This is a genomic window from Microbulbifer sp. HZ11, from assembly GCF_000708675.1.
In the GTDB taxonomy this organism is placed as follows: Bacteria; Pseudomonadota; Gammaproteobacteria; order Pseudomonadales; family Cellvibrionaceae; genus Microbulbifer.
Genome location: NZ_JELR01000002.1, coordinates 1,773,483 through 1,798,980, shown reverse-complemented (window position 1 = coordinate 1,798,980; position 25,498 = coordinate 1,773,483). Strand labels below are relative to the sequence as shown.

The window sequence follows — 25,498 nt, the reverse complement described above, 5'->3', positions numbered from 1 at the left end:
GAGCAATGTCGGCTCCCCTGCTGTGCTTGCCGGGTTCGACCAGCATAATTTCTGCTTATACTCTGGGAATTTAAACCAATTCTGGCCGCTGCACAGGAATTGTATTCGTACTGCGCTCAACCCGATTCTGCTCATCCAGATAAACCAGCTTGGGCTTAAAGGAATCCGCTTCGGATTCAGACATCTGCGCATAGGCAGCGATGATGATTCGGTCACCAACCTGCACCCGGCGGGCGGCGGCACCATTCATGGAAATAATCCCGGAACCACGCTCCGCGAGAATCACATAAGTGTGGAAGCGTTCCCCATTGGAAACATTGTAAATATCGATTTTCTCAAACTCGCGCAGCCCGGCCAGCTCCACCAGATCTTCATCAATCGCGCAGGAGCCGTCATACCAGAGCTCCGCCTGGGTCACCGCCGCCATATGCAGCTTGCCCTTCAGCATCTCGATTTGCATAACCAGACTCCTATTATTCCAACTACCAAATTTCAACTACCAACTCTTTAAACACTCAACGAAACATTGTCGATCAACCGCGCACCACTGGTGTACATGGCACCCAGGATGGTGATCTCGCAGTCATCGTGGGCCGCGGGCTGCAGATCCTTGCTGTTGCAGATGGAGAAGTAATCCACCTTGAAGCCCGCTTCCTGAATTTTTGCTCGCGCCTCTTCCTCCAGGGCCGGAAAATCCTTGCGACCGTTTTTAATTTCGTTGCTCACCCAGTTCAGCGACTGATTCAGGATCGCCACCTTCGGGCGCTCTTCCTCGGTGAGGTAACCATTGCGCGAACTCATCGCCAGGCCGTCGTCTTCCCGGTGTACCGGCGCCGCGACAATCTCCACCGGAATGCACAGATCCTCCACCATACGGCGGATCACCGCCAGCTGCTGGAAGTCCTTGACACCGAACACCGCCTTGTCCGGCTGCACGATATTGAAGAGCTTGGCCACCACGGTGGTCACGCCCTCGAAGTGACCGGGACGGCTCGCGCCGCACAGCACATCGGTCATCGCCGGGCAGATCACCTTGGTCTGCTGATCCATACCATTGGGATAGATTTCTGCTTCTTCCGGATGGAACAGGTAGTCACAATTGGCGGCACGCAACCTGGCCATGTCTTCCTGCATGGTACGAGGGTATTTATCCCAGTCCTCGTTCAGGCCGAACTGCAGGCGGTTGACGAAGATGGAAACCACCACCACGTCACAGTGCTGATGCGCCAGGTTGACCAGTTCAATATGGGCATCGTGGAGGTTGCCCATGGTGGGCACGAAGCCGATGCTCTTGCCATCGCGACGGGCCTCGGCCAGCGCTTGACGCAGGCTGGCCACATGGTGAAAAACTTGCATTAACGGTGTTCCGCCAGAGGTATACACGGGCGGCATATTACCCCCCTGCGCCCATGGGAACAAATGACGTGAACCAGTTGAAACCATTGGTCACATTCGGTTTTTCCCATCACTGGCAAAATTCCTGCGTTGATTCAGGAAGGATTCAGTGTACACAGCGCAAACTGCTCTCCAAGTTATCGAGAAGCCCCTCCAGGGGCACAAGACAGTCGCCCCGGCGGCTGGGGAGAGCGACCATGAAGAGACTGATCACCGTCATTGCTGCCGCGGGCCTGTTACTGACCGCCACACCGACTCTTGCCGATCGAGACGACCGCCATCACCGCGATGAACACCGGGATAAATATGTAAAGCAGCAGCGTGAGAAGCATCACAACAAGATCAGGAAAATCGAGGAGAAACGCCGCGACGTTGTGAATCGTCAACGAAATCAGCAACACGTCCGTGAAGCCCACCGCAAGAATACACACAGCAGGGAGCGCCGAGACGCCCACCAATACTCAGACAACCGCCGTCATGACAAGCGTCACCACGACCGCAAGCACGGTGATCACAAACCGGGCCGGCCGGCGCACAAGCCTGGTAAGCCCTATTATGCCGGCCATCACAAGCCTCACCGCCCCCACTACAGACCACACAAACACCGCTGGCGCCCAAGTCATTACGGCTACGGCTACCGCTGGAAGCGCCTGCCCCGCAGCTACGTCAGTATTCACTTCGGCGGCCTGGGTTACTACTACAGCGACGGCATTTTCTATCGCCCTTACGGTGTAGGGTATGTGGTAGCACAGGCACCGGTCGGCGCGTTTGTACACACCCTGCCGGGGACCGCCGTGAGCGTCACCTTTAACGGTTTCAACTATTACGTGGCCTACGACACCTACTACCGCTGGGACCGCGCCCGTCACGGTTATTACGTGGTCGCCAACCCCGGCTTTATCTGATCGCGAACAGCACTCACAGGATCCAACCCCAACAACCGAATGAATATTCGGTTATTTACCCAGGCGACTCCCTTGAGTCGCCTTTTTTTGTCCGCGGAACAACGCTTCGCACGCCAAACTCCCGCCCCCGTCAGGCTTATGGATTTTCCTGCTAAAAAACCGAACAAAAATTTAATTTTAAGCTTTAAAAAAGGCCAAATTTCTTTTCTATAGTTATTGCTTTCCACACACTCTGGCCCCAAGATTCGCGCCCCCGAGTGGCCCATGCGAACGGTTACCCGATTTCCTCCATGAACCACCGGCAGCCCCGGAACTCTTCTCGGAGAATGCTTTCGGAACCCCAGAGGTTCCCCCTAACTTAAAAGGCGCCATGAAACAGCAACAAATCGAAAACTGGACCTGCGACGACTCCGCAGATCTCTACGGCATCCGCAACTGGGGTGCCGGGTACTTCAATTTGAACCAGTCCGGCGAAATCACCGTGGAAGTGAAAAACGAAGCCGGTGATTTGCATGCCGTTTCCCTGCTGGATATCGCCCGTGGCGCCACCGAGCGCGGCCTTGGCATGCCCCTGCTGGTACGCTTTGAGAACCTGCTGGACGCGCAGATCGCGCGCATCAACAACTCTTTCCGCAGCGCCATCGAGAGCAGCGGCTACAAGAATGTGTTCCGCGGCGTATTTCCGATCAAGGTGAATCAGCAGTGCCAGGTGATCGAAGAGATCGCCAAGGCCGGTCGTCAGTTCGGCCACGGGCTGGAAGCGGGCAGCAAGGCGGAGCTGATCGCGGCGCTGTCGATCCTCGACAACACCGACGCGCTGATCGTGTGCAACGGCTACAAGGATGAAGAGTTCATCAACCTGGGCCTGCAGGCCCAGCGACTCGGCGTGCAGGTATTCTTCGTGGTGGAAACCCCCTCGGAAGTGGATACCATCATCCACTGTGCCGAGCGCGAGAAGGTCGAGCCCAATATCGGCGTGCGGGTAAAACTGGCGAGCAAGGTGGGCGGCTACTGGAATGCCACCAGCGGCGACCGCAGTATCTTTGGCCTCGGCAGTAACGATCTGATCGCGATGGTCGACAAGCTGCGCGATCACAATATGCTGCACTGCCTGAAGCTGCTGCACTACCACCTGGGTTCACAGGTGCCGAATATCCGCGACATCCGTACCGGCGTGCTGGAAGCCTGCCGCTACTACGCGGATCTGGTGGAAGAGGGCGCAGCCATGGGTTACCTGGACCTGGGGGGCGGCCTGGCGGTGGACTATGACGGCTCCAAAACCAACTATACCCACTCCAAGAACTACTCCCTGGACGAGTACTGTGTGGACGTGGTGGAAGCCATCATGGGCACCCTAGACAGTGAGGGCGTGGAACACCCGGTAATCATTACCGAGTCCGGCCGTGCCACGGTAGCCTATTCGTCGGTATTGCTGTTCAATATTCTGGACACCACCAGCTTCGAGCCTATCGAACTGGAGGAAGACCAGATCGGCGACGACGCGCACCCGATGCTGAAAAATCTGCAGCACGCGCTGCAAAGCGTAACGCCTAGGAATCTCCAGGAGAGTTACAACGACGGCCTCTACTACCGCGACGAGATCCGCGCACTCTACCTGCACGGCCAGGTAAGCCTGCGGGACCGCGCGCTGGCGGAGAACCTGTTCCTGCAGTGTGCGCAGAAGATCCGCAAGCTGCTGGACGAAGTGGAGCAGGTGCCGGTGGATCTGCAGGCACTGCCTGAGGTGCTGTCCGACATTTATTACGCGAACGTGAGTGTGTTCCAGTCCCTGCCGGACATCTGGGCCATCGACCAGTTGTTCCCGCTGGTGCCGGTGCACCGCCTGGATGAAGCGCCGACCCGTTCGGCGATCATCGCGGACATCACCTGTGATTGCGACGGCAAGATCGACCGCTTTATCGATCGCCAGGATGTGCGCAAGACACTGCCACTGCACGCACTGAAGGAAGGTGAAGAGTACATTCTCGGCACCTTCCTGGTGGGCGCCTATCAGGAAACCCTGGGCGACCTGCACAACCTGTTCGGTGATACCAATGTGGTGAGTGTGCGTATTGAAGAAGACGGCAGCGTGGATTACAGCCGTGAAATTCACGGGGACAGCATTGCCGATGTACTGAGCTACGTGGAGTACTCGCCGCAAGACCTGTTCGAGCGCTTCCGCAAGCTGGCGGAGCGCGCGGTAAAAGAGAAACGCATTACCGCGCAGCAGCGCAAGGATATTCTGCACACTTACACGGCAAGCATGAGTGGGTATACCTACTTCGAAAAATAGTAACTGGCACCGGCGGACCTGGTGGTACGTATTTTCGCCAGCCCGGTGGCGGCAGAGCACCGGGCATTGGTTTTCGGAACCGCGGTGAACCCATCCCTGGGCGCTGCGGCGCAAACGTCCTGTTTGCGACGCTTCCGAAAACCAATGCCCGGCACTCTGCCTTAACTTTACATTTCTGTACTCCGTAGCAATATCGAAGTACAAATTTTTGATGCGAAGATCCTGCTGGCGATATGCCTTTGCTGGACCTTCAAAACAGGATGATTTTGCAGAGCCCCATGGATGGGTTCACGGCGTGTCCAGCAAAGGCATATCGCCAGCAGGATTGCCACACAACGACTTCGAGGGTACCCCAAAACCCATAGCCACCCGAAACAGGGAGAAAAAAATGGCCAACGTTCTGATTGTCGGCGCCGGCGGTGTCGGCCAGGTGGTTGCACACAAGTGTGCCCAGGTAGAGGAAGTGTTTGAAAACATCACCCTCGCCAGCCGCACCAAGTCCAAGTGCGACAAGATCGCCGATATGCTGCCGCGTAAAATCAATACTGCGGAAGTGGATGCGGACAACGTCAAGGAAATGGTCGCGCTGATCGAAAAGGTCAAACCGGACATGGTCATCAACGTGGCCCTGCCGTATCAGGACCTGCACATTATGGATGCGTGCCTGGAAACCGGCGTGCACTACCTGGACACCGCCAACTACGAGCCGCCGGAAGAGGCCAAGTTCGAGTACAGCTGGCAGTGGGCCTATCAGGACAAGTTCGAGAAAGCCGGCCTGATGGCGCTGCTGGGCAGTGGTTTTGACCCTGGTGTGACCAGTGTGTTTACCGCTTATGCCAAGAAGCACCACTTCGACCGTATCAAGACCCTGGACATCCTGGACTGTAATGCCGGTGACCACGGCCTGCCGTTTGCCACCAACTTCAACCCGGAAATCAACATCCGCGAAATCACCGCGAATGGTCGCTACTGGGAAGACGGCAAATGGGTAACCACCAAGCCCATGGAAGAAAAGCGGGTATTCGAGTTCCCGGAAGGTATCGGTGAAAAAGACCTGTATCTCCTGTACCACGAGGAGCTGGAATCCCTGTCCAAGCACTTCCCGGAAATCGAGCGCGCGCGTTTCTGGATGACCTTCGGTGCCAGCTACCTGAAGCACCTGGAAGTGCTGCAGAACGTGGGCATGACCAGCATCGAGCCGATCGAATTCCAGGGCCAGGAAATTGTGCCGATTCAGTTCCTGAAGGCACTGCTGCCGGACCCCGCGAGCCTCGGTCCGCTGACCAAGGGCAAGACCTGTATCGGCAACATCATCAAGGGTGTGAAAGACGGCGAAGAGAAGATCTACTACGTCTACAACATCTGCGATCACCAGGAAGCCTATAAAGAAGTGCAGTCCCAGGCCATTTCCTACACCACCGGCGTACCGGCGATGATCGGCGCCAAGATGATGATGGAAGGCAAGTGGATGAAGCCCGGCGTGTGGAATATGGAGCAGCTGGACCCGGATCCCTTTATGAACGACCTGAACAAATACGGCCTGCCCTGGCAGGAAACCTGGCTGGACAAACCGTTCGTTTAACCTTTCCATCTGGACCCCGGCCTTCGCCGGTATGACGATCACCGTCACCCCGGCGAAGGCCGGGGTCCAGTATTCCACTCGATAAACTTTCAGGAACCACACCTCCCATCTATGGACCTCACTCCCCGCAAAGACTACTTCGGCGAATTCGACCCGAACCGCGTTTCCACCCCGTGCTTCGTAGTGGACGAAATCGCCCTGCGCGACAACCTCGAAGTCCTCGCCGACGTGCAAAAGCGCAGCGGCGCCAAGGTACTTGCCGCGCTGAAAGCGTTTTCCATGTTCAGCATCGGGCCCATTGTCGCGGAGTATCTTTCCGGCACCTGCGCCAGCGGCATCAACGAAGCGCGACTGGGCTTCGAAGAATACGGCGGCAAGGATAAGGGCAAGGAGGTACATGTTTTCAGTGCCGGCTACAAAGAGCAGGAACTGAAAGAGATCCTCGAATTCGCACACCATGTGATCTTCAATTCGTTCTCCCAGTGGAAGCGCTACAAATCTCTGTGCCTGGACGCGCAAAAGAAGCGCCCGGAGTTGCAGTTCGGTTTGCGTATCAACCCGGAACACTCGGAAGGTCACACCCCGATCTACGATCCCTGCGCGCCCTGCTCGCGCTTGGGCATTGTGCGCTCGCTGTTTGACGGCGAAGACTTAACTGGTATCAGCGGCCTGCACTTTCACACTTTGTGCGAACAGGACTTCAAACCATTGGAGCGCACCATCAAGGCAGTGGAAGAAAAGTTTGGCGATCTGATTCCACAGATGCAGTGGATCAATTTCGGCGGTGGCCACCATATCACCCGCTGCGATTATCAGGTGGAAGAGCTGATCAGTGCGGTGAAGGCTTTTTCCGCGAAGCACGATGTGCAGGTTTATCTGGAGCCCGGTGAAGCGGTCGCGCTGTTTTGCGGTGTGCTGGTGGGCGAGGTGATCGACCTGACTTGGAACGGCAAGAACCAGGCGATCCTCGACGTCTCCGCCACCTGCCATATGCCGGATGTGATCGAGATGCCTTACCGCCCGGAAATCACTGGCGCATCGCTGCCAGAAGAACTCCCCCACGCTTATCAGTTGGGTGGTCAGAGTTGCCTGGCGGGTGACCGAATCGGCGAATACAGCTTTGCCGAGCCGCTGAAGATCGGCGACCGGATTGTGTTTGAGGAAATGGCCTACTACACCATGGTCAAAACCAACACCTTCAACGGTATTCCGTTGCCTTCCATCGCTTTGTGGAACTCGGATACCGATGAATTGCGGATGATCAAAGAGTTCGGTTACGAGGACTTTAAAAATCGCCTCTCCTAACACCAAGCCACCGCAGGTGCTTTGAAATTACTGCGGTGGCGGAGAAGCACCGGGTACAGGTTTTCGGGACCGCTGTGAACCCATCCCTGGGCGCTGCGTCGCAAACATCCTGTTTGCGACGCTCCCGAAAACCTGTACCCGGCACTTCCCCTTAAATTCCGACTATGTACTTCGTAAGCCAATCAAGCGGCAATTACGAAGTACCAAACTACAAATTGAAGGCCAAGTGCCGGGGATCTGTTTTCAAAAGCGTCGGCGCCATGGACGGCGCCGACGCAGCGTACAGGGACGTATTCACAGCGGTTTTGAAAACAGATACCCGGTGCTTGGCCGCCACCAAAGGTTCTAAAGAACCACGAAACCTAGAACCACCAGGCCAGATCCCATGCACCAAGAAGACCCCAGCATTTTCCTCGGTTCCGAAATCGAGCAGCCGAAGCCCGAAGACGCCCTGTTCCATATCCTGCCGATTCCGTACGAGGAAACCGTCTCCTACGGCGGAGGTACGGGCAAGGGGCCAGCGGCAATTATTGAAGCGTCCCATCAGCTGGAGACCTTCGATAACTTTTCCTCACCCTGCGAACTGGGCATCTACACCCGTGAACCAGTGGATGTGAGTGGCGCCGCAGAGCAGGTGATGGAAAACATCGCCAGCGCCACCACCGACATCCTCAAGCAGGGCAAAATGCCTGTGGGCATCGGCGGTGAACACTCCGTCACCTGGGGCATCATCAAAGGTTACCTGGACGCCGGTATCAGCGACTTCGGTGTAGTGCAGATCGACGCCCACGCCGACCTGCGCGACCGCTACGAGGGCCACAAGCACAGCCATGCCAGTGTCATGCGCCTGGTGTGTGAAGCGGGCATCCCGCTGTATCAGCTGGGCATTCGCGCTTACTGCGAAGAAGAGATGGAAGCGCGCAAGCAGTACAACGTGCGCTACCTGGACGCCCACCAGCTGGTGCCCACCCAGATCCAGTCCATCGAACTGCCGGACGATTTCCCCAGCAAGGTGTTCTTCACCCTGGATATCGACGGTATGGACCCATCGGTCTTCCCGTCCACCGGCACCCCGGTACCCGGCGGTCTCGGCTGGTACCAGACCCTGAACCTGTTCGAATCCGTCGCCAAGCAGCGGGAAATCATCGGTTTTGATCTGCTGGAGTTCGCCCCCATCGATGGCTTCCACGCCTACGAATTCGGTGCGGCCCAACTGCTGTACAAACTGATGGGTATTGTGCAGCGCAATCGCCGCTGACCCCGGCCAGGGTGGCCCACGGGTCACCCTGCGCGGTGCGCTGAGATGACAATTCTTAACGTTCAAATGAGCGCCAACCGTAGCGTGCATCGCCGTATACGTTTATTATTTGTTCAATAGTAAGTGCTCGCTCCGCGGGGGATTCAATGAACAAAACGGCAAAAATCTTGGCGCTCGGCGTGGGCGTCGCAGCCCTGCTGTCGATGGCCTTTGCCGCACCACCAGCTTTCGCACACGGCGGTCATCGCGGCCATTATCACGGCCCGGGCCATCATCATCGCGGATATTGGGGCCCACGCTACCGGGGCCCACGTATTGGCATCGGTGTGACAGTTCCCGTATTGCCCGGTGGATACGTGAACCTGAACGTGGGCGGTCGCCCCTATTTCTACGGTGGCGGCGCCTTCTATCGCCCAGGCCCCAGGGGCTACGTGACCGTGGCAGCACCTCTGGGAGCTGCAGTGCTGACGTTGCCCGCAAGTGCGGTTCGGGTTCAGGTGGGTGGCTTCACCTATTATCAGTACGGGGGCGCCTATTATCAGTGGCAACCGCCGGTGAACCGATACGTGGTGGTTCCTGCACCGGCTGCAGTCACCACCACCGTCACTACCACCACAACAACCACATCGGGGCCGGTAGCTCACGGGGCCGCCTACAGCCCTGGCCAGGTGGTGGAGACCCTGCCCACGGGCTATACCGCGGAAGTGATCAATGGCATCCAGTACTACCGCTACGGCGGCCACTATTTTATGCCCACCCAGCGCGATGGCCGCGAGGTGTACGTGGTGGTGCAGGTTTAATCGCGAATAAATTAACAAGGAACTGTTATGCACCTGCGGACACGGAAGTCCCGACTCCTGGCAATCAGCTTGCTGGCAACCACGTGGATCACCACAGCTTTTTCTTCCCCACCATTGGCCGACGCTTTTCCCCAGGGCCGCTGGATTGACCTGTCCCACGATTTCGCCGACGACACGCTCTATTGGCCGACGGCTGATAAGTTTGCCAAGAGCACGGTGTTCGCCGGGGAGACAGACAAGGGTTACTACTACTCCGCCTACAACCTGGCGACCGCTGAACACGGCGGCACTCACGTGGACGCACCGGTGCACTTTGCCCGCGACCATATCAGCGTGGACAAAATACCCCTTGAGCAGTTGATTGGCCCCGGGATCGTGATCCGCGTAGCAGATCAAGTTGGTAAAAAAGATAAGGCTGACCGCAACTACCTGATTTCCGTCGCGGATATTGAACGCTGGGAAAATCAGCACGGCACTATCGCAAAAGATTCCATCGTGCTGTTCGATACCGGCAATGCACAGTACTGGCCGGATGCGGAAAAATATATGGGCACTGCCGAGCGCGGTGACGCGGCAGTGGCAAAGTTGAACTTCCCGGGACTATCGCCGGAAGCGGCGATTTTTCTCGCCGAGAAGCGCGGGGTGAAGGCGGTGGGGCTGGACACCCCGAGCATCGATTACGGTGGATCTAGGCTTTTCAAAACCCACCGGGAATTATTCAAACGGAACATTCCCGCTCTGGAGAATGTGGCGAATCTCCAGTCATTACCGGACAAGGGCTTCACGCTGATTGCACTGCCGATGAAAATTCGCGGTGGCAGTGGTGGACCGACTCGAGTGGTGGCGTTTATTCCCCAGTAGCGGCCGTTAAACGGATGCGGCTACTCCCAATGCAGCCGCATCAGCGTCACTATGGGCCAGCTGCAGGTACAACACCTGATAGGTTGCCGGCAGGCCGGCGGGGGTACGCTGCCGTTCATAGGCTTCGGTCAGCGTGCGCAACTTTTTCCGGCTCAACAGTCCCTTGCCCGCTGCGCGGTTGACATTGTGGGCGCCAATACTTTTCAGTTCCTGCATCAGGGTTTTAAGCCGGTCGAAGTGCAATACCCTCTGCTCGGTGGCGATGCTACTGTCCAACTGACTTTTTTCACAGGCACTGCGCCAGGCTTCCACCGGCAGGAAGCGGTTTACATGCACCGCCTCGTCCACCGCCGCCCAGCTCGTTTCCAGTTCTCGCAAGGTGCCCGGCACCAGGGTGGAAATCAGTGTGTTGCCCTCGGGACTTAACACGCGACGGATTTCCGCAAACAGTTTCGGCAAATCGTAGCACCATTGCAGGGCGAAACTGGAAAACACCAGATCGATTGTTCCGCCCGCCAGCGGTAACTGCTCCGCGTCTGCCGCCACATAGCCGTCCGCCACCGGGCGGTGTTGGCGGGCATACCCAAGCATCTGTGGCGCAATATCCAGAGCGATGATCTCCGTATCCGGGAAGCGCTTGCGCAGCAGTTCACTGCCGTAGCCGGTACCGCTGCCGAGATCGAGAATCCGTTTCGGCGACCAGCTCTCTCCGGCGCGGCTCAAAAGCTCCCGGCAAACAGCGCGCTGCAGATGGGCCGCCGCATCGTAGCTGGCGGCGGCGCGGCCAAAGGCGCGTGCCACCGAGGATTTTTCCAGTGGCGCAAGGCTGGTATTCAGTGACCGGGAAAAGCTTCTGATCAGGCCGGCAATTTCCTGCGCGCGCGCAAGGTGCGGGCAGTGGCCCGCCTGGGGAATGACCTTGACCTGCGCACCCACCGCTGCGATCGCCTGGGTCGCGGCCACCGGTACCAGCGCATCTCTCTCGCCGAATATATGCAGCGCGGGGAGCTCCAGCGTCGCCAACAAAGCCCGATTATCGAGCTCGCCGAGGCAGGCCAATGCGTCGCACCAGGCAGCTGGAATGATTGCGGGCTGCCAGCCTTTCAAGGTTTTCAGCAGGCTGCGCATTTCCGAGTCGCCGCGCGCCTCCAGGCCGCAAAAGCGCGCGAAGTTTTTCTCTGGCGCCTCACGCTGGACCCGACAGAAACCGGCAAACACGCCTTTATCCATTCCCGGCCATTCCTCCCGTGCGACAAAGCTGCCGTTGCAGGCAATGGTTACCAGGCCGCGAACTTTACTGTTGGTCGCCGCGAGGCGCGTTGCCAGCATTCCTCCAAGGGACCAACCAATCAGCAGGCAATCCGCGGGTAGCTGCGCTTCCACCTGAGCAAGCAACTCTTCGGTATTCGGCCAGGGTTCCCGCGCCCGCGCACCGAAGCTCGGCAGCTCGATATTGACGGTCTGCACAAACAGCCCTTCCAGCTTTTCAAGCAGCGGCTGCCAGCAGCGCGCGTCGCCGCCCCAACCGTGAATCAGTGCCAGGTTCATACCACCACCTCGCGATCTTTGATTAGTGCCAGTGCCTCGACCAGTGCATACAGTAAACCGTCGATCTGCGCTTGCGAGTGCGCCGCCGAAAGGGTGATACGCAGGCGCGCGGTGCCGGCGGGCACGGTGGGCGGGCGAATGGCACCGACCAGGAAACCCGCTTGCTGTAACTGTTCGGCAATGGCCAGCACGGTTTTTTCGCAGCCCAGCACCATCGGCTGAATCGCACTGGTGGAGTTTTCCAGGGGCAGCGCAAGCGCGGCGGCGCGCTCGCGGAAATAAGCAATGCGCTGCTGCAGAGTTTCCCGCAACGGCTCTTGCTGCATCAATTCCAGCGCGCGCAGACAACCCGCCGCCACCGCCGGTGGCATGCCCGTGGTGTAGATATAGGTGCGGGCAAACTGGGTAAGGTAATCTATCAGTGCTTGGGAGCCTGCAATAAAGGCACCGCCGTTGCCGGCAGCTTTGCCGAGTGTTCCCATCACAATGGGCGCGCTTTGCTGATCCAGACCCGCGGCAGCAGCGCTGCCGGCACAGGGAAATTCATCGCTGCCCATCACGCCGAAGCCGTGGGCCTCATCCACCATCAGCCAGGCGTCGAAGCGTTCACACAATGCGGCCATTTCCGCGAGATGTGCGGTGTCGCCATCCATGCTGTAGACGCCGTCCACCGCCAGCAGAATTTTTCCGTCACTTTTTTCACGGGCACGCTTGAGCTGAATTTCCAGCCCTTCCAGATCATTGTGCGCGAAGCGCAGATACTGGGCGCCGGAGATACGCCCACCGTCGATCAGGGAAGCGTGATTGAGTTTGTCCTGCACCACAAAATCACCGCGGCCCACCAATGCGTTGATCGCACCGACGTTGGCCATATAGCCGCTGCCAAACAGCAGCGCGGCCTCGCGACCGGTGACTTCGGCGATCTTGTTTTGCAGCTGCTGGTGAATATCGAAGTGGCCGTTGACCAGATGGGAGGCGGTTGCGCCCGCGCCCAGTAGCGCTCCGCGCTGCTGCGCCTCGATCACCTCAGGATGCGAGGCCAAACCGAGGTAGTCGTTGCTGCTGAAGGCGATCAGCTCGCGGCCATCGACCACCGCCACCGGACCCGGCGCGGCGTTGAGAATTTTGTGCTGGCGATACAACTGCTGCGCCCGGCGCTCGGCCAGGCGCGTGTTCAGAAAATTCTGCAGGCTGGACACAACAACCGAGTCACTTACGCCTTGGCGGCGTCGTAGAAGAACGAATCGTTTTGCTGATCGGCAATCTGGGATTGCAGCTCCGCTTCCACGGCAGCCTCGTCTTCGTGCTGGTGGTATTCCTCCGGCTTGATGCCGAGGCGGTTGAACAGCTGCATGTCCTTATTGGCTTCCGGGTTTCCGGTGGTGAGGAGCTTTTCCCCGTAGAAGATGGAATTGGCACCGGCGAGGAAAGCCAGGGACTGCATCTCGTCGTTCATAGATTCGCGGCCGGCGGACAAGCGCACATGGGACTTCGGCATCATGATGCGGGCCACGGCGATGCAGCGGATAAATTCGAACGGGTCGAGATCCTTGTTGTTTTCCAGCGGGGTGCCAGCCACTTTTACCAGCATATTGATGGGCACGGATTCCGGCTGCTCCGGCAGATTGGCCAGCTGCATCAGCAGCCCCGCGCGATCTTTCTCTTCCTCGCCCAGGCCGATAATGCCGCCTGCGCAGACTTTCATGCCCGCCGCTCGCACATTGGAAAGGGTGTTCAGGCGGTCTTCGTAGGTGCGGGTGGTGATGATATCGCCGTAGTATTCCGGGGAGGTATCCAGGTTGTGGTTGTAATAATCGAGGCCCGCTTCCGCCAGATCCTTGGCCTGATCGTCGGAGAGCATACCCAGGGTCATACAGGTCTCGAGCCCCAGGGACTTCACTTCCTTCACCATCTTGGTGACGTAGGGCATGTCTTTTTTCTTCGGCGAGCGCCAGGCCGCCCCCATACAGAAGCGGGTGGCACCACTGGCCTTGGCCGCACGGGCCTCTTCCACCACCGCCTCGACCTTCATCAGCTTCTCGCGCTCAAGGCCGGTATCGTAGCGGGCACTCTGGGGGCAGTAGCTGCAGTCTTCCGGACAGGCGCCGGTCTTGATGGAGCAGAGGGTGCTCACCTGAACCCGGTTGGCGTCGAAGTGCTGACGGTGCACCATCTGCGCGGTAAACAGCAGATCGTTGAACGGCAGCGCGAACAGGTCCAGCACCTGCTGGCGAGTCCAGTCGTTGCGTACCTGGCCGTAAGTGGATGAATCGGAAGACATTTGCGGGTTGGCAGTCACAGGATTACTCTCCTCGGGCGGCAAGACCCAGCAGTCAAAGCCTGGGGCGCTTGCCGTCGACCGGCGCAAGGCGGGGCCTGCGCCAGATTGTTCTTGGCATTATGGATAAAGGCTGTCAGTTTAGCGGGGGCCCCTTCGCTGTCAACCAACAGAACCACTTCTGGTTTACAGGTGCCGTGGCGGGTTCAATCCAGAGTGCGGGCTTGGGAATTGCGATCAGGGAGGATTGCAGTGGCTCTTCTACGACTTTTTGACCAACTTATCAGCCGATCGGTAGATGGGCATCTGGCGCGCTGCCTGCTGTGTGGCAGCAGTGACAAGATACATTTCGGCATTTGCGAGCCCTGCCAGCAGGACCTGCCCAGCCTCGGTCACGCCTGCCAGCGCTGCGCCATCCCATTAGCAGACGCCACCGACCGGCAATGCGCCGGTTGTCTGCAACAACCCCCACCCCAGACCAGCAGCCACGCCACCTGGACCTACGCCTACCCGGTGTCACAGTTGATACAGCGCTTCAAATACCGCCGCGACCTCGCCGCCGGCCGCACCCTTGCAGAACTAAGCGCCGAGCACCTGAAACACCAGCCAATGGGAGAGCAACGCCCGGACGTGCTGGTGCCAGTCCCCATGCACTGGCGCAAGCAACTGTTCGAGCGCGGCTACAACCAGGCCCAGCTGATCGCGGATATCCTCGGCAAGCACTGGCGCATTCCGGTAGACGCCCGCGCCCTGCGCAAGATCACCGCCACCGGCAGCCAACAGAAATTGAAACGCACCCAGCGACTCAAGAATCTAACCCGCAGTTTTAAAGCCCATCCCAGAGTACAGGGGCTGCATATCGGGCTGGTGGATGACGTGATTACTACGGGTGCGACGCAGGAAGCGGCTACGCAGTCGCTCCTGGATGCGGGCGCCGCGAGAGTCAGTACTTTTGCATTAGCGCGCGTACCCTAACCCGCACGTGATCCAGCCAAATTAACTAGTAATACACCTCAACAATTAGCACAGGTGTTCCAGTTAAAACCCTGTAATAACAGGTAATTCTCAGCCACTAGGATCCCCAGCATTGTTACGGTAAAGTGATTGCCATCGAACTTTAAAAGTTGGCCGATGCCGTAATTTCTCCATGTTCAAACGACTCTTCGCCACTCGCAAACACCCCTTCGTTCCCGGGCTGAATCGCCGGGAGAAAGTCGAGATTGATATATCCGGAAGTCGGCTGACTATGCTATTGCCACCGCATAGTGACTCAGAGGGGTTTCGCAGAGAGGACCCACTGCGAAAAATCAACCTTCACGATCCGGATATGTTTTACACCGATTCGGAATCTCCGGAATGGCAACAAAGTGGTAATGCGCATTACAAAGGCGGACTAGCCAATCGTCACTGGGAGTTTTACGGCCCTCCCTGGCGTTCTAGGCCATACGGTTTCATAGCATTTGGCATTGGAGTAATCCGAGAAGATGCCTTGCCAGATGGTATGAGTTGCTTTAACCCTGCACACCTAGAGCAAGTGATTGATCGCGCCCTCTATTTTGATACAGGCGGCCCCACACAGCCGGCAATGCCAAAAGAAGTAGGCCCGTTCAATTGGTCTCTACACCGACAATCCGGTGCAACCGGGATCTATTGTGAATCACACCGAGATTTCTCAAATCATACCAGCGAGCCGGAACCGTACGAGCACGCATCCCACTGCTGCACCCTGATATTACCGCTGGAACACAGATACAGCGTCAGTATTTCTTTCCGTTATTTCGGCTATGGCCCGGCAAACTACTCACTTACCAACATGAATGCGCTGCGTGACTCCGTATTGGACTCGCTGACCTTGGAGCTAGGTCCAAGTGCACGCACACAGCTAACTGAGGCGAAAAAGAAGTGGCCCGAAGCCCGCGCTAGCGAGCATCGCGAACCTATTGCCTGGAATTACCCGAAATGGCGCGATGGGAACTACAGCAATGGCGAATCAGATATCGTCATTCTCAAGCCTGGCAGCCCACCCCCTCAGTTCACCCCCTGATCCGCCAATCACCAAAAATTCTAGTTATTGAATAAAACATAACAAGGAGTAGTTATGAATATACAAAGTATTTCAAGGAAGACTCTGATTCCGCAGCACGCCAACCCAAATAGCAGCCGAAACATCTATGTACACCCTGATCACTATGCGGATTGGGAAGCGATTAAAAAGGCCCACGAAGGGGACTTCTACTTAACATCCATTATGCGCGCTGCCTTCAGTCTTAACGCCCGCGCGGGTGGACGAACCGGCAAACCTGAGCGCTTAGTGCAGCCAGGATTTGCTATTCATTACCTCATAGACGAGCACGGTGACGTAATGCTTCTTCAACTTGAGATTGATGAAAAGTATCAGAGGTCAAATAGCCAGCAGGCTAGCGGGCTTTACCAAGTTCATTATTACGATAATGCGCGGCGAATTGGCTGGGAAACTCAAGACACATCGAAAACACAGATGCAGTTAAAGCATCGCTGGAAAGAGGCCCATTACGCCGCTGTCGCAGGAAAATTTGATAGCAAGGAACAAGCTGGCGGAAAACTAGTAGATCATATTCGTAACGCATACTCGGGCGACCTCCGCGGCCACTCGATCGATAGGCCGAACAAACACTATTCCCTTTATTGGCAAAATGGCGGCTATCGCAGCGATAGACAAAGTAACCAACTTGCTTCTCTCCTCCAACAGGCTATGGGGCAAAAATGTCGAGTGCACTGGCTCGCCCACGGAGAAGGTGCAGGCACTTTCGTCCGCGCCATGCAGGCCTTGAAGAGTGCCCCCAAGCTCCACAATGCCGAAAAGGATTCAAAAGTCCGTGCACGACAAGTCGTGTACTTTTCCAACCCACGCGGAAAGGGTACGACTACCAAGGAGTTGGAAGCACTTTGTAAACAGTTAGGTTTTGAGCTGGCAGGCATCAACCGGAACACAAATGACCTATGGGACCGCGAAACCAATGGCGCGCACTCGGATAGATTCTTGCCGATAATCGCTAAACTTGGTGTGGGTGGTGCAGTAGGCACTTTCGGCTTCGACACTTTCGCAAAAGCCATTAACCTCACCATGCAAGCTGCGGGTCCCGCTGGCACCATCGCCGCTGGGCTCGGTTGCTACATTATCGGGAAAAGCGTCTATAACGATCTCAGTGGCCACGCTCGCAGCCTCAAGGGCGTTTACCAGAACACTCTGGGCAAAGGCAACCAGAACTGGGCAGCTTAGCTTCAAACCACTTACTCAAAGGCCGCCAAGTATCTGCTTAGCGGCCCTGGCCAATTCCCCCTACATCTCAGCCAGATCCCCACCCTGACCAACCGGTACTCCCGTGCCCGTTTCTAGACCGATGTGACCCTAGGCGCCACAATAGTCGCCCTTTTCAGCGGCTGCGCAAAAATCCACCGGCTGCTAACGTTATAAATAGAGCTCGCCCGATCCGGCCCGGCACTGTAGAGGGCTTCGCGGGTATGACGCACAGGATGATGGGATCAAAACATGAGTACATTCGAAATGCCCCGCGGCATCGTGATCAGTGGTACCGGTCTGTGGACACCGCCGGAATCCATCAGCAATGAAGAGCTGGTGCAGGCACTCAATACCTATGCGGAAAAATATAACCGCGAGAACGCCGATGCCATCGAGTCTGGCGAGCTGCAGGCGAAGCCCTACTCCTCGGCGGAATTTATCGAGAAGGCTTCCGGTATCAAGAGCCGCTATGTGATCAGCAAAGAGGGCATTCTCGATCCACAGCGTATGCGCCCCTATCTGCCAGAGCGCGCGGACGAAGAACTGTGCCTGCAGGCTGAAATGGGCCTGAAAGCGGCGAAGCTGGCGCTGGAGAAAGCCAACAAGAAACCGGAAGACATCGATGCGGTGATTGTGGGGGCCTCCTACCTGCAGCGCGCCTACCCGGCCATTGCCATTGAGATTCAGGCCGAGCTGGGCATCGACGGTTTTGCATTTGATATGGAAGTGGCCTGCTCTTCGGCGACCTTTGCGTTGCAGCGCGCAGTGGACGCGATCAGCTCCGGTTCCGCCAAAGCGGTGCTGGTGATCAACCCGGAGCTGGCCTCGCCCCAGGTGGATTACACCGATCGCGACAGCCATTTTATTTTTGGGGATGTGGCGGTAGCCACGGTGGTGGAACGCAAGGATTCCTGTAACGCGGAAACCGCCTGGGAAATTCTCGGCACCAAGGCAAAGACCGTGTTCTCGAATAATATCCGCTCCAACTTCAGCTATACCTCCCGCGCCGCGGATGTGGATGCATTTGGCGAGGGTAAACTGTTCCGCCAGAACGGCCGCAAGGTATTCAAGGAAGTCTGCCCCATGGCGGCGGCGCACCTGGAAAATCAGGTGCAGGAACTGGGCTACGAGCCCAACGCCATCAGCCGCTGGTGGCTGCACCAGGCAAATATCAACATGAACCTGCTGATTGCGAAAAAGCTGATGGGCAACGACGCCTCGCCCGAGCGTGCGCCGATTGTGCTGGATGAATACGCCAATACCGGTTGTGCGGGCTCGGTGATCGCCTTCAACCTGAATAGCGATGATTTGCCGGTGGGCAGCACCGGGGTGATCTGCTCGTTTGGGGCTGGCTACTCCATTGGCAGCCTGGCGCTGGAAAAAGTGGCCCTTTAAAAAATTGCACTGGGGTCATGGGCCCCGGTGCAATATCCGCTCATCAGGGATAGATTCGCGCTTCTTTGCAGCCAATATCCTTTAGGATCCCGACTAGGCGCGTCAAGTCTCTGTCCACAATCGGCGCGTCCTGTTCGTCAGCAAGAATCAGGGACGCTCCATCAGTTGTCCGCACCATGACAAACCACTGCCGAATATCGCTGGGGTTCTTGCGAATCTGAACCTCGTCTAACCGACCGGCTTTAAACTCTTCTTGTGCCTGACCCAACTTCATCTACCACCCCTGTTGCTTCATTCAGTTTCTCCAGCGCTGCTGACAAAGTCGGGAACAAAGTGCACGGATAGATTTCCGGTGCAAAGCCTGCCTTCGCCAGTGTTTTCAAAGGCTGGAACTGGAAATCCGCGAGAAAAACACGGGTTCCCTGTGTCGCGCAGCTTGCCAGAAATCGCTCCAGCGCCAGCAGCCCTCCGGCATCCAGAATTGGGACCGAATCCAGATAAATCACAACCCCTTTGAGCCCTTTGCTGCGGATGGCGAGATCAGAGAACACCTGATCGGCTGCGGCAAAAAATAGGGGCCCGTTTATTTTGAACAGTTTCCATCCGAGAGGCAGCTTCTGACCCACCAGCTTGTGGTTCTCATCAAGCTCCTTCACACGGGTCATTTCTGCGATATTTTTCATAAAAAGCAGAGAGGCGAGCACTACACCCGCGGATATAGCGACCACCATGTCGACAAATACCGTGAGAGCAAAACAGACAGAAAAAACCAGCACGTCACTTATTGGGGCGCTGCGCAGCAAGTGCAACGCTTTGGGCGTTTCACTCATATTCCAGGCAACCACGATCAGGAGAGCCGCCATAGATGCCATCGGCAGGTAGCCCAACACCTGAGACAGTGAAACCAAAGCCACCAGTACCACCAGTGCATGCGTCATCGCTGCGACAGGCGACTGTGCACCGGCCCGAACGTTGGCCGCAGAGCGTGCAATCGCTGCAGTTGCGGTAATACCACCGAAAAAAGGTGTCACCACATTGCCGATACCCTGCCCCATCAGCTCACTGTTAGCACTGTGTTTTTTGCCGGTCATTCCATCAAGTACCACAGCACAGAGTAGGGACTCGATCGCTCCCAGCATGGCAATGGCAAAGGCTGCGGAAAGCAGATCCTGCACCAGCGCCCAACTAAACGTAAGCGGTGCCTCCCCCGCCTGGGCACGCTGCCAAGGAAATTGAAAATCCGGCAATAGTGGTGGAATTCCCACCCCCACTGTGCCGTCGGGCAGTGTGAAATCAAAGGTGGAGCTCACCGTCTCTACAGGCATTCCCCAACTGCTGAGGGCAACCGCCAGCAATGTGCCGACCATTACTGCCGGCAGGTGTGCGGGTACTGCGATACCCAGGCGCGGCCAGATCACCATTACCACCAGAGTAGCCGCGCTGACCCACACGCTTGGTAACGACAGACCAGGGGCTGCCAGGGCGAGGGTTTGTACCTTAGCGGCAAACTCGTGAGGCATATCTGCGATCGTCAAGCCAAGAAGATCTTCTACCTGCAGAACCGCAATCACCACAGCAATCCCTGCGGTAAAGCCCAGGGTGACGGATTCGGGAATGTACTGGATGTAGCGCCCCAGCCGCATCCCGGCCATAAGTATCTGCATGACACCAGCCATCACGCTGGCCACCAGTAAGCCGGCGAGCCCGTACTGTTGAACCACCGGCACGAGAATGACCACAAATGCAGCAGTAGGTCCCGACACACTGAAACGTGAACCACCTGCCAGTGGAATCAAAAAGCCGGCAACGAATGCACTGTACAGCCCGTACTGTGGCGCTACACCACAGGCGATTGCCAAGGCCATGGCCAGGGGGATAGCAATGATGCCCACGGTAATACCGGCACCGATGTCGCGAGCGAGCTGTCGGCGCCCGTAGGGAGATTCGCGCAAAGTTTCACGCAGCGCATACCCGAACTGCAAAGAAAAGAGATGTCTTCGATGCGCCATGGAAACACTCCACAGAAAATTTGAGCGAATATTGGATAATAATTATCCTCTCATTTAATACATCTTCAATGTTAATTTGATTAACATATAATGTACTCAGACTACCGCCAGCACTGCCGAGCACGATTCACATGGAAAACCGCACTGCACGATTGACTCTTTTGATCGACCCCAAAAAGAAAGCCCTCTTTGAAAAGCTGTGTGCCGCGGAGGATGTCACCCCTTCGCAGAAGGTGCGGCAGTTTATTCGCGAGTACATCGAGGAGCAGATGGGGGAAGACTGGAAAAAGCAGGTTTTCGGGGATCGCGACGACTAGCCGCGGCGAGATTCAACCAGAGGCATGACTACCCATTCGGGCTCCTCGTATCCTCCCAGACTGCGAATCTCCACAAAGGGCGCGGCACTCTTGATGATCCTTTCGATTTCGGGGCTGTGATTGTTTTCCATGGCGTCGCGGTGCGCTTTGGATTGCCAGCGGGCGATAGCAATCAGTTTGTCCGGCTCGCCGATTTTGCGGTGCAGTTCGGTACCCATGGCACCGGGAGCCTGCTGAATCAGTTCGGAGGCGCGCACCCAGGCATCCGCATACTCCTCGGCACTGTGGCCCGGCTTCATTTTGACTTCAAAAATGTACTTCACTGCTCACTCCTTTTTGATTTGGCCCGCCACTGGCAACCGCGTTAGCATAGCGCCCCCTGCCAATCCGAGCTTTGCGAGGCTCACTGGAGCACCGCCATGACCGAATCGTCAACATCCTCTCAATCCGCTTCTCACCCTTCCTCTCATCCCTATGACGCACTCACCCCGGACCGGGTGATCGACTGTGTGGAGAGCCTGGGGCTGCTCTCGGATGCGCGTATTTTCCCGCTCAACAGTTACGAGAACCGCGTCTACCAGGTGGGTATCGACGAGGCGCAGCCACTGATCGCGAAATTTTACCGCCCGGGGCGCTGGAGCGATGCGCAGATCAACGAGGAGCACCAGTTTGCGCTGGAGCTGGCGGACGCGGAAATCCCGGTGGTGGCACCACTGGCGTTTAATGGCGAGACTCTGCACGAGGCCCACGGCTTCCGTTTTGCCCTGTTTCCCCGCCGCGGCGGGCACCAGATCGAGCTGGATAATTTCGAGCACCTGGAACAGGTGGGCACCATGCTCGGGCGCATTCACGCCATGGGTGCGGCGCGGCCCTTTGAGCACCGTACCTCCCTGAGCCTGCAACGCTTTGCCATCGACAGCCGCGAGTTTATTCTGGGTGGCGATTTCCTGCCGCGAGAAAACGTGGAAGCCTATGCCACCACCACCGCGCATATCATCGAGCAGATAACGCCAATCCTGGAGCAGGACTGGCCGACCATCCGGCTTCATGGCGACTGCCACAGCGGCAACTTTTTATGGCGCGACGAAACTCCCTGGTTTGTGGACCTGGACGACTGCCTGCAGGGCCCGGCGATCCAGGATATCTGGATGCTGATTTCCGGTGACCGCGCCGAGGCCACCGCTTACCTCGACACCGTGGTGGAAGGCTATGAAACCTTCTACCCTTTCGATCCGGCCCAGCTGCAATTGATTGAACCCCTGCGCTGTCTGCGCCAGATGCACCACGCGGCCTGGCTGGCACGGCGCTGGGAGGACCCGGCCTTCCCCATGGCCTTCCCCTGGTTCAATACGCCGCGCTACTGGGCGGAACATATTCTGGCGCTGCGGGAGCAATTGTCCGCCCTGCAGGAGCCGCCGCTGACCCTCGGTGCCGTCTGAATGAAGGAGCAAACCCTGATGGAAACAGCCAAAGCCGAAGTGACCCAGGACCTGATCTGGGAAGGCATCCGCCGGGATGTGTCGGTACAGGTAGAGCGCGAGCCGATTCTGGCAAGCTTTCTGCACGCCACCATTCTCAATCACAACACCCTGGAAGCGGCACTCAGCTTTCACCTGGCCAACAAACTCGACAGCCCGGTGGCGCCGGCACTGTTGATTCGCGAAGTGATCGACGAGGCGCTGGAGTCCGATGCCATCATCGGCGCTGCCGCGCGCGCGGATCTCGCCGCCATCGAGCAGCGCGACAGCGCCTGCCACTCGCTCTACGAGCCCTTCCTGTTCTTCAAGGGCTACCACGCCCTGCAGGCCTGGCGCGTGGCCCACTGGCTGTGGCAACAGAACCGCCGCTCGCTGTCGCTGTTTGTGCAGCACCGTATCTCGGTGGTGTTCGGGGTGGATATCCACCCGGCCGCGCAACTGGGGCAGGGCATTCTGCTGGATCACGCCACCGGAATCGTGATTGGTGAAACCGCAGTGGTGGAAGACAACGTCTCGATCATGCAGTCGGTCACCCTTGGCGGCACCGGCAAGGAATCCGGCGACCGTCACCCAAAGGTGCGCTGTGGCGTGCTGATCGGCGCCGGAAGCAAAATCCTTGGCAATATCGAGATCGGCCGCTGCTCGCAGATTGCCTCTGGCAGCGTGGTACTGAAGCCGGTACCGGAAAAATCCCTGGTGGCCGGTGTGCCCGCCAAAGTCATCGGTACAGCCAGCTGTGAACAGCCCGCCATCTCCATGGACCAGTGCGCCATCTCCAAGGTGGATCAATTGCGCTGATTATGCTGTCACAGGTTGCGAACAATAGATCGGACCACCGGCAGGGTGCGAACCACAGGACTATTCTGTAACCATGAAATACAGTCTTAGCGCTAAAAACCTCGTCTGCCGCAACCTGGAAAACAAAGCCGGGTACTGCGCCGACCTTTTAAACCCCAAGCAGAGCAAGGAAATCACCGGCCTGCTGCGTACCGACAGCGGCCTGCTGTCCACCCGCTTCAACCAGGTGGTGAGCAACGCGGTGATGCAGCCGCGTATCCTGCAGCGCTTCGTGGTGGACTACTTCGCCGAGCGCCACGCGCCCTTTTCCCTGTGGCATTGCGCCAGCAAATCCCTGGATGAATCGGAGATGGAGGCCCTGAACCTCAAGCGGCAGCCTCCGCAGATCGCCATGGCTGCAGAGGTAAAACAGTTGGCCAGCGACGAGGCGCCCCACAAAGGCCTGGAAATCAAATCGGTGAATACCGCCGAGGACATCATCGTCTACGGCGATCTCATTGCGGAAATGCAGGACTGTCCGCGGGAAACCGCACAGATCAAAAAGTTCTACCACCAGCTGGCAGAACTGCCGGAGCACAAGCACAGCCGCCTGAAACTGCATCTGGGCCTGGTCGATGGCAAACCGGTCGCCACCGGCTGCCTGTTCTCCTCCGCAGACGCCCTCGGCTTTTATGACCTGTGCACACTGCCCGATTACCGCGGCCGCGGACTGGGCACAGCCATGTTCCAGCAACTGGTGAAAGAAGTGACTCATAGCCACCACAAGCACGCGGTGGCATTGGTGGGAGAGCAACAGCAGGACCTGTGGCTAAATGCCGGCTTCTACGCCGTCGGTGAAGTCACCTGCTACGAATTCACCCCCGAGCGAGGCAGCGCGCACACGCCCACAAATCATCACTCGTCCGACGCGCTGGGTGAAAACCGGAAATCCGCATAAACCGCCGGGAATAACCATTGCGCGGGCTCAGGCCCGCGCAATGGGGAACGCAATCACCTCGTCAATCCGCGCTGCCCCGCAGGCCAGCATCAGCAACCGGTCCACCCCCAGTGCCACCCCTGCACAATTCGGCATCCCCGCCTCCAACGCCTGCACCAACCGTTCCTCAAATGGATTCACCGACTTGTCGTTATCTTCCCGATACCGCTGATCCGCCTCAAACCGCCGCAACTGCTCCGGCGCATCCGTCAGCTCCCAGTACCCATTTGCCAGCTCCAAGCCCCCTACATAGGCCTCGAACCGCCGCGCCACCGGCACCCCCAGCTCATCGTCCTCAACCCGCGCCAGCGCCGCCTGGCTCGCCGGGAAGTCGTACACCAGCGTAATACCCTCTCCCATGGCCGGTTCAATATGGTGACTCATCAAAAGATCCAGACACTCATCGCGCCCGGCCGGCTCAAACGAAATCTCCAACACTCGCGCCAACACCGCCTTCAACTCTTCAAACGACGCCCGGTGCGGATCCACATCCAGATGCTGCAGAAACAGCGCCCGATAACTGTACGAGCGCACATGAGAAATCTTCAGCACCCACGAAAGAAACTCCCCCACCTCAATCATCAGGCGGTGGTCATCCCACCCAACCCGGTACCACTCCAACATCGTGAACTCCGGATTGTGCCGCCCCCCGGCCTCCCCATTGCGAAACGCCTTGCCCAGGTAATAACAATCCCCAATCCCCGCCGCCAACAGTCGCTTCAGACCAAACTCCGGGCTCGTCGCCAGAAACGCCGGTGCACCGCTACAGTCGGCAATGATGGAATCGATATGGGGGTCGCTGGTAGCGCGACGAGACAGAATCGGCACCTCCATTTCCAGCACCTGACGCTCGGCAAAAAAACGGCGGATATCCGCGAGCAGGGTGGCGCGACGGCGGAGGTTTTCCAGAGAGGCAGTAGGCTGCCATGAAGAAGTTTCAGGCATAGAAAATCCCAGAAAAAATGGGCGGAGTTAGTTTAGTTGAGTCGAATGGCAGAGGAGCGAGAAGAGAAGGCGGGA

At 57.6% G+C, this 25,498-nt stretch carries 24 protein-coding genes; 15 read left to right on the top strand and 9 right to left on the bottom strand.

The annotated features are described in order from the left end of the window. Window positions 1–70: 70 nt before the first annotated feature. Both panD and panC read right to left on the bottom strand, forming a co-directional pair. Window positions 71–460 carry an aspartate 1-decarboxylase gene (gene panD / locus AU11_RS15240; RefSeq protein WP_043320113.1) on the bottom strand — a complete coding sequence of 130 codons (390 nt, stop codon included), beginning with the start codon at window positions 458–460 and terminating at the stop codon, window positions 71–73. A 47-nt stretch (window positions 461–507) separates the two neighbouring features. Next, window positions 508–1,356 carry a pantoate--beta-alanine ligase gene (panC, locus tag AU11_RS15235; RefSeq protein WP_043320112.1) on the bottom strand — a complete coding sequence of 283 codons (849 nt, stop codon included), beginning with the start codon at window positions 1,354–1,356 and terminating at the stop codon, window positions 508–510. 236 nt (window positions 1,357–1,592) lie between these two features. Here panC and AU11_RS17875 point away from each other — a divergent pair, with 236 nt between their 5' ends. The 7 genes from AU11_RS17875 to AU11_RS15200 all read left to right on the top strand — a co-directional run bounded on the left by AU11_RS17875 (window position 1,593) and on the right by AU11_RS15200 (window position 10,399). After that, on the top strand, window positions 1,593–2,300 hold the full coding sequence (locus AU11_RS17875) for a DUF6515 family protein (protein ID WP_051687299.1): 708 nt from the start codon (window positions 1,593–1,595) through the stop codon (window positions 2,298–2,300). 370 nt (window positions 2,301–2,670) lie between these two features. Continuing rightward, complete coding sequence (gene speA, locus AU11_RS15225; RefSeq protein WP_043320111.1) at window positions 2,671–4,593, top strand: biosynthetic arginine decarboxylase; 1,923 nt, start codon at window positions 2,671–2,673, stop codon at window positions 4,591–4,593. A gap of 388 nt (window positions 4,594–4,981) precedes the next feature. Then, window positions 4,982–6,175, top strand: a complete 1,194-nt coding sequence (locus AU11_RS15220; RefSeq protein ID WP_043320110.1) for a saccharopine dehydrogenase family protein — start codon at window positions 4,982–4,984, stop codon at window positions 6,173–6,175. 111 nt (window positions 6,176–6,286) lie between these two features. Continuing rightward, on the top strand, window positions 6,287–7,480 hold the full coding sequence (gene nspC, locus AU11_RS15215; RefSeq protein WP_043320109.1) for a carboxynorspermidine decarboxylase: 1,194 nt from the start codon (window positions 6,287–6,289) through the stop codon (window positions 7,478–7,480). Window positions 7,481–7,865: 385 nt separating this feature from the next. Beyond that, window positions 7,866–8,738, top strand: coding sequence for an agmatinase (gene speB / locus AU11_RS15210; protein WP_043320108.1), 873 nt, complete (start codon window positions 7,866–7,868; stop codon window positions 8,736–8,738). Window positions 8,739–8,884: 146 nt separating this feature from the next. Next, entirely contained in the window at window positions 8,885–9,538 is a 654-nt protein-coding gene (locus AU11_RS15205; RefSeq protein WP_043320107.1) for a DUF6515 family protein, read from the top strand. 27 nt (window positions 9,539–9,565) lie between these two features. Next, window positions 9,566–10,399, top strand: coding sequence for a cyclase family protein (locus tag AU11_RS15200; protein WP_051687298.1), 834 nt, complete (start codon window positions 9,566–9,568; stop codon window positions 10,397–10,399). Window positions 10,400–10,405: 6 nt separating this feature from the next. On the opposite strand, the gene bioC is transcribed toward AU11_RS15200, so the two are convergent. From bioC to bioB, 3 genes are read right to left on the bottom strand one after another with little or no spacing between them, the layout of a single operon-like run. Further along, complete coding sequence (gene bioC / locus AU11_RS18175; RefSeq protein ID WP_081848150.1) at window positions 10,406–11,947, bottom strand: malonyl-ACP O-methyltransferase BioC; 1,542 nt, start codon at window positions 11,945–11,947, stop codon at window positions 10,406–10,408. Further along, window positions 11,944–13,146, bottom strand: a complete 1,203-nt coding sequence (bioF, locus tag AU11_RS15190; protein ID WP_081848149.1) for an 8-amino-7-oxononanoate synthase — start codon at window positions 13,144–13,146, stop codon at window positions 11,944–11,946. Before bioF ends, bioC begins: the two co-directional genes overlap by 4 nt. A gap of 14 nt (window positions 13,147–13,160) precedes the next feature. Beyond that, window positions 13,161–14,228: a biotin synthase BioB gene (gene bioB, locus AU11_RS15185; protein WP_043320106.1), complete on the bottom strand. Its 1,068-nt coding sequence runs from the start codon at window positions 14,226–14,228 to the stop codon at window positions 13,161–13,163. A 249-nt stretch (window positions 14,229–14,477) separates the two neighbouring features. Between bioB and AU11_RS15180 the strand changes: the two genes are divergently transcribed. From AU11_RS15180 to AU11_RS15165, 4 genes are all read left to right on the top strand, one after another. Continuing rightward, window positions 14,478–15,200: a ComF family protein gene (locus AU11_RS15180; RefSeq protein WP_081848148.1), complete on the top strand. Its 723-nt coding sequence runs from the start codon at window positions 14,478–14,480 to the stop codon at window positions 15,198–15,200. A 172-nt stretch (window positions 15,201–15,372) separates the two neighbouring features. After that, window positions 15,373–16,269, top strand: coding sequence for a hypothetical protein (locus AU11_RS15175; protein WP_156035350.1), 897 nt, complete (start codon window positions 15,373–15,375; stop codon window positions 16,267–16,269). A gap of 54 nt (window positions 16,270–16,323) precedes the next feature. Further along, window positions 16,324–17,484, top strand: a complete 1,161-nt coding sequence (locus AU11_RS15170) for a hypothetical protein (protein ID WP_043320104.1) — start codon at window positions 16,324–16,326, stop codon at window positions 17,482–17,484. 270 nt (window positions 17,485–17,754) lie between these two features. Continuing rightward, the gene (locus AU11_RS15165) at window positions 17,755–18,900 is read left to right on the top strand and encodes a beta-ketoacyl-ACP synthase III (RefSeq protein WP_197023846.1); all 1,146 of its coding nucleotides are present in this window, start codon (window positions 17,755–17,757) and stop codon (window positions 18,898–18,900) included. Window positions 18,901–18,943: 43 nt separating this feature from the next. Here AU11_RS15165 and AU11_RS15160 read toward each other — a convergent pair whose 3' ends face one another. Then, window positions 18,944–19,174, bottom strand: a complete 231-nt coding sequence (locus tag AU11_RS15160) for a hypothetical protein (protein WP_043320103.1) — start codon at window positions 19,172–19,174, stop codon at window positions 18,944–18,946. Beyond that, window positions 19,143–20,909, bottom strand: coding sequence for a C4-dicarboxylic acid transporter DauA (dauA, locus tag AU11_RS15155; protein WP_051687297.1), 1,767 nt, complete (start codon window positions 20,907–20,909; stop codon window positions 19,143–19,145). Before dauA ends, AU11_RS15160 begins: the two co-directional genes overlap by 32 nt. A 131-nt stretch (window positions 20,910–21,040) precedes the next feature. Here dauA and AU11_RS15150 point away from each other — a divergent pair, with 131 nt between their 5' ends. Then, complete coding sequence (locus AU11_RS15150) at window positions 21,041–21,226, top strand: hypothetical protein (protein ID WP_043320102.1); 186 nt, start codon at window positions 21,041–21,043, stop codon at window positions 21,224–21,226. Here AU11_RS15150 and AU11_RS15145 read toward each other — a convergent pair. Next, on the bottom strand, window positions 21,223–21,549 hold the full coding sequence (locus tag AU11_RS15145) for an antibiotic biosynthesis monooxygenase (RefSeq protein ID WP_043320101.1): 327 nt from the start codon (window positions 21,547–21,549) through the stop codon (window positions 21,223–21,225). The genes AU11_RS15150 and AU11_RS15145 overlap by 4 nt on opposite strands. 96 nt (window positions 21,550–21,645) lie before the next feature. Here AU11_RS15145 and AU11_RS15140 point away from each other — a divergent pair, with 96 nt between their 5' ends. The 3 genes from AU11_RS15140 (at window position 21,646) to AU11_RS15130 (ending at window position 24,439) form a co-directional block, all read left to right on the top strand. Further along, a complete protein-coding gene (locus AU11_RS15140; protein ID WP_043320100.1) occupies window positions 21,646–22,665 on the top strand; it encodes a serine/threonine protein kinase in 1,020 nt (339 codons plus the stop codon). Then, window positions 22,666–23,502, top strand: a complete 837-nt coding sequence (cysE, locus tag AU11_RS15135; protein WP_231491962.1) for a serine O-acetyltransferase — start codon at window positions 22,666–22,668, stop codon at window positions 23,500–23,502. A 73-nt stretch (window positions 23,503–23,575) separates the two neighbouring features. After that, window positions 23,576–24,439, top strand: coding sequence for a GNAT family N-acetyltransferase (locus AU11_RS15130; protein WP_043320099.1), 864 nt, complete (start codon window positions 23,576–23,578; stop codon window positions 24,437–24,439). A gap of 27 nt (window positions 24,440–24,466) precedes the next feature. Here AU11_RS15130 and epmA read toward each other — a convergent pair whose 3' ends face one another. Next, complete coding sequence (gene epmA / locus AU11_RS15125; RefSeq protein ID WP_043320097.1) at window positions 24,467–25,423, bottom strand: EF-P lysine aminoacylase EpmA; 957 nt, start codon at window positions 25,421–25,423, stop codon at window positions 24,467–24,469. Window positions 25,424–25,498: the final 75 nt, after the last annotated feature.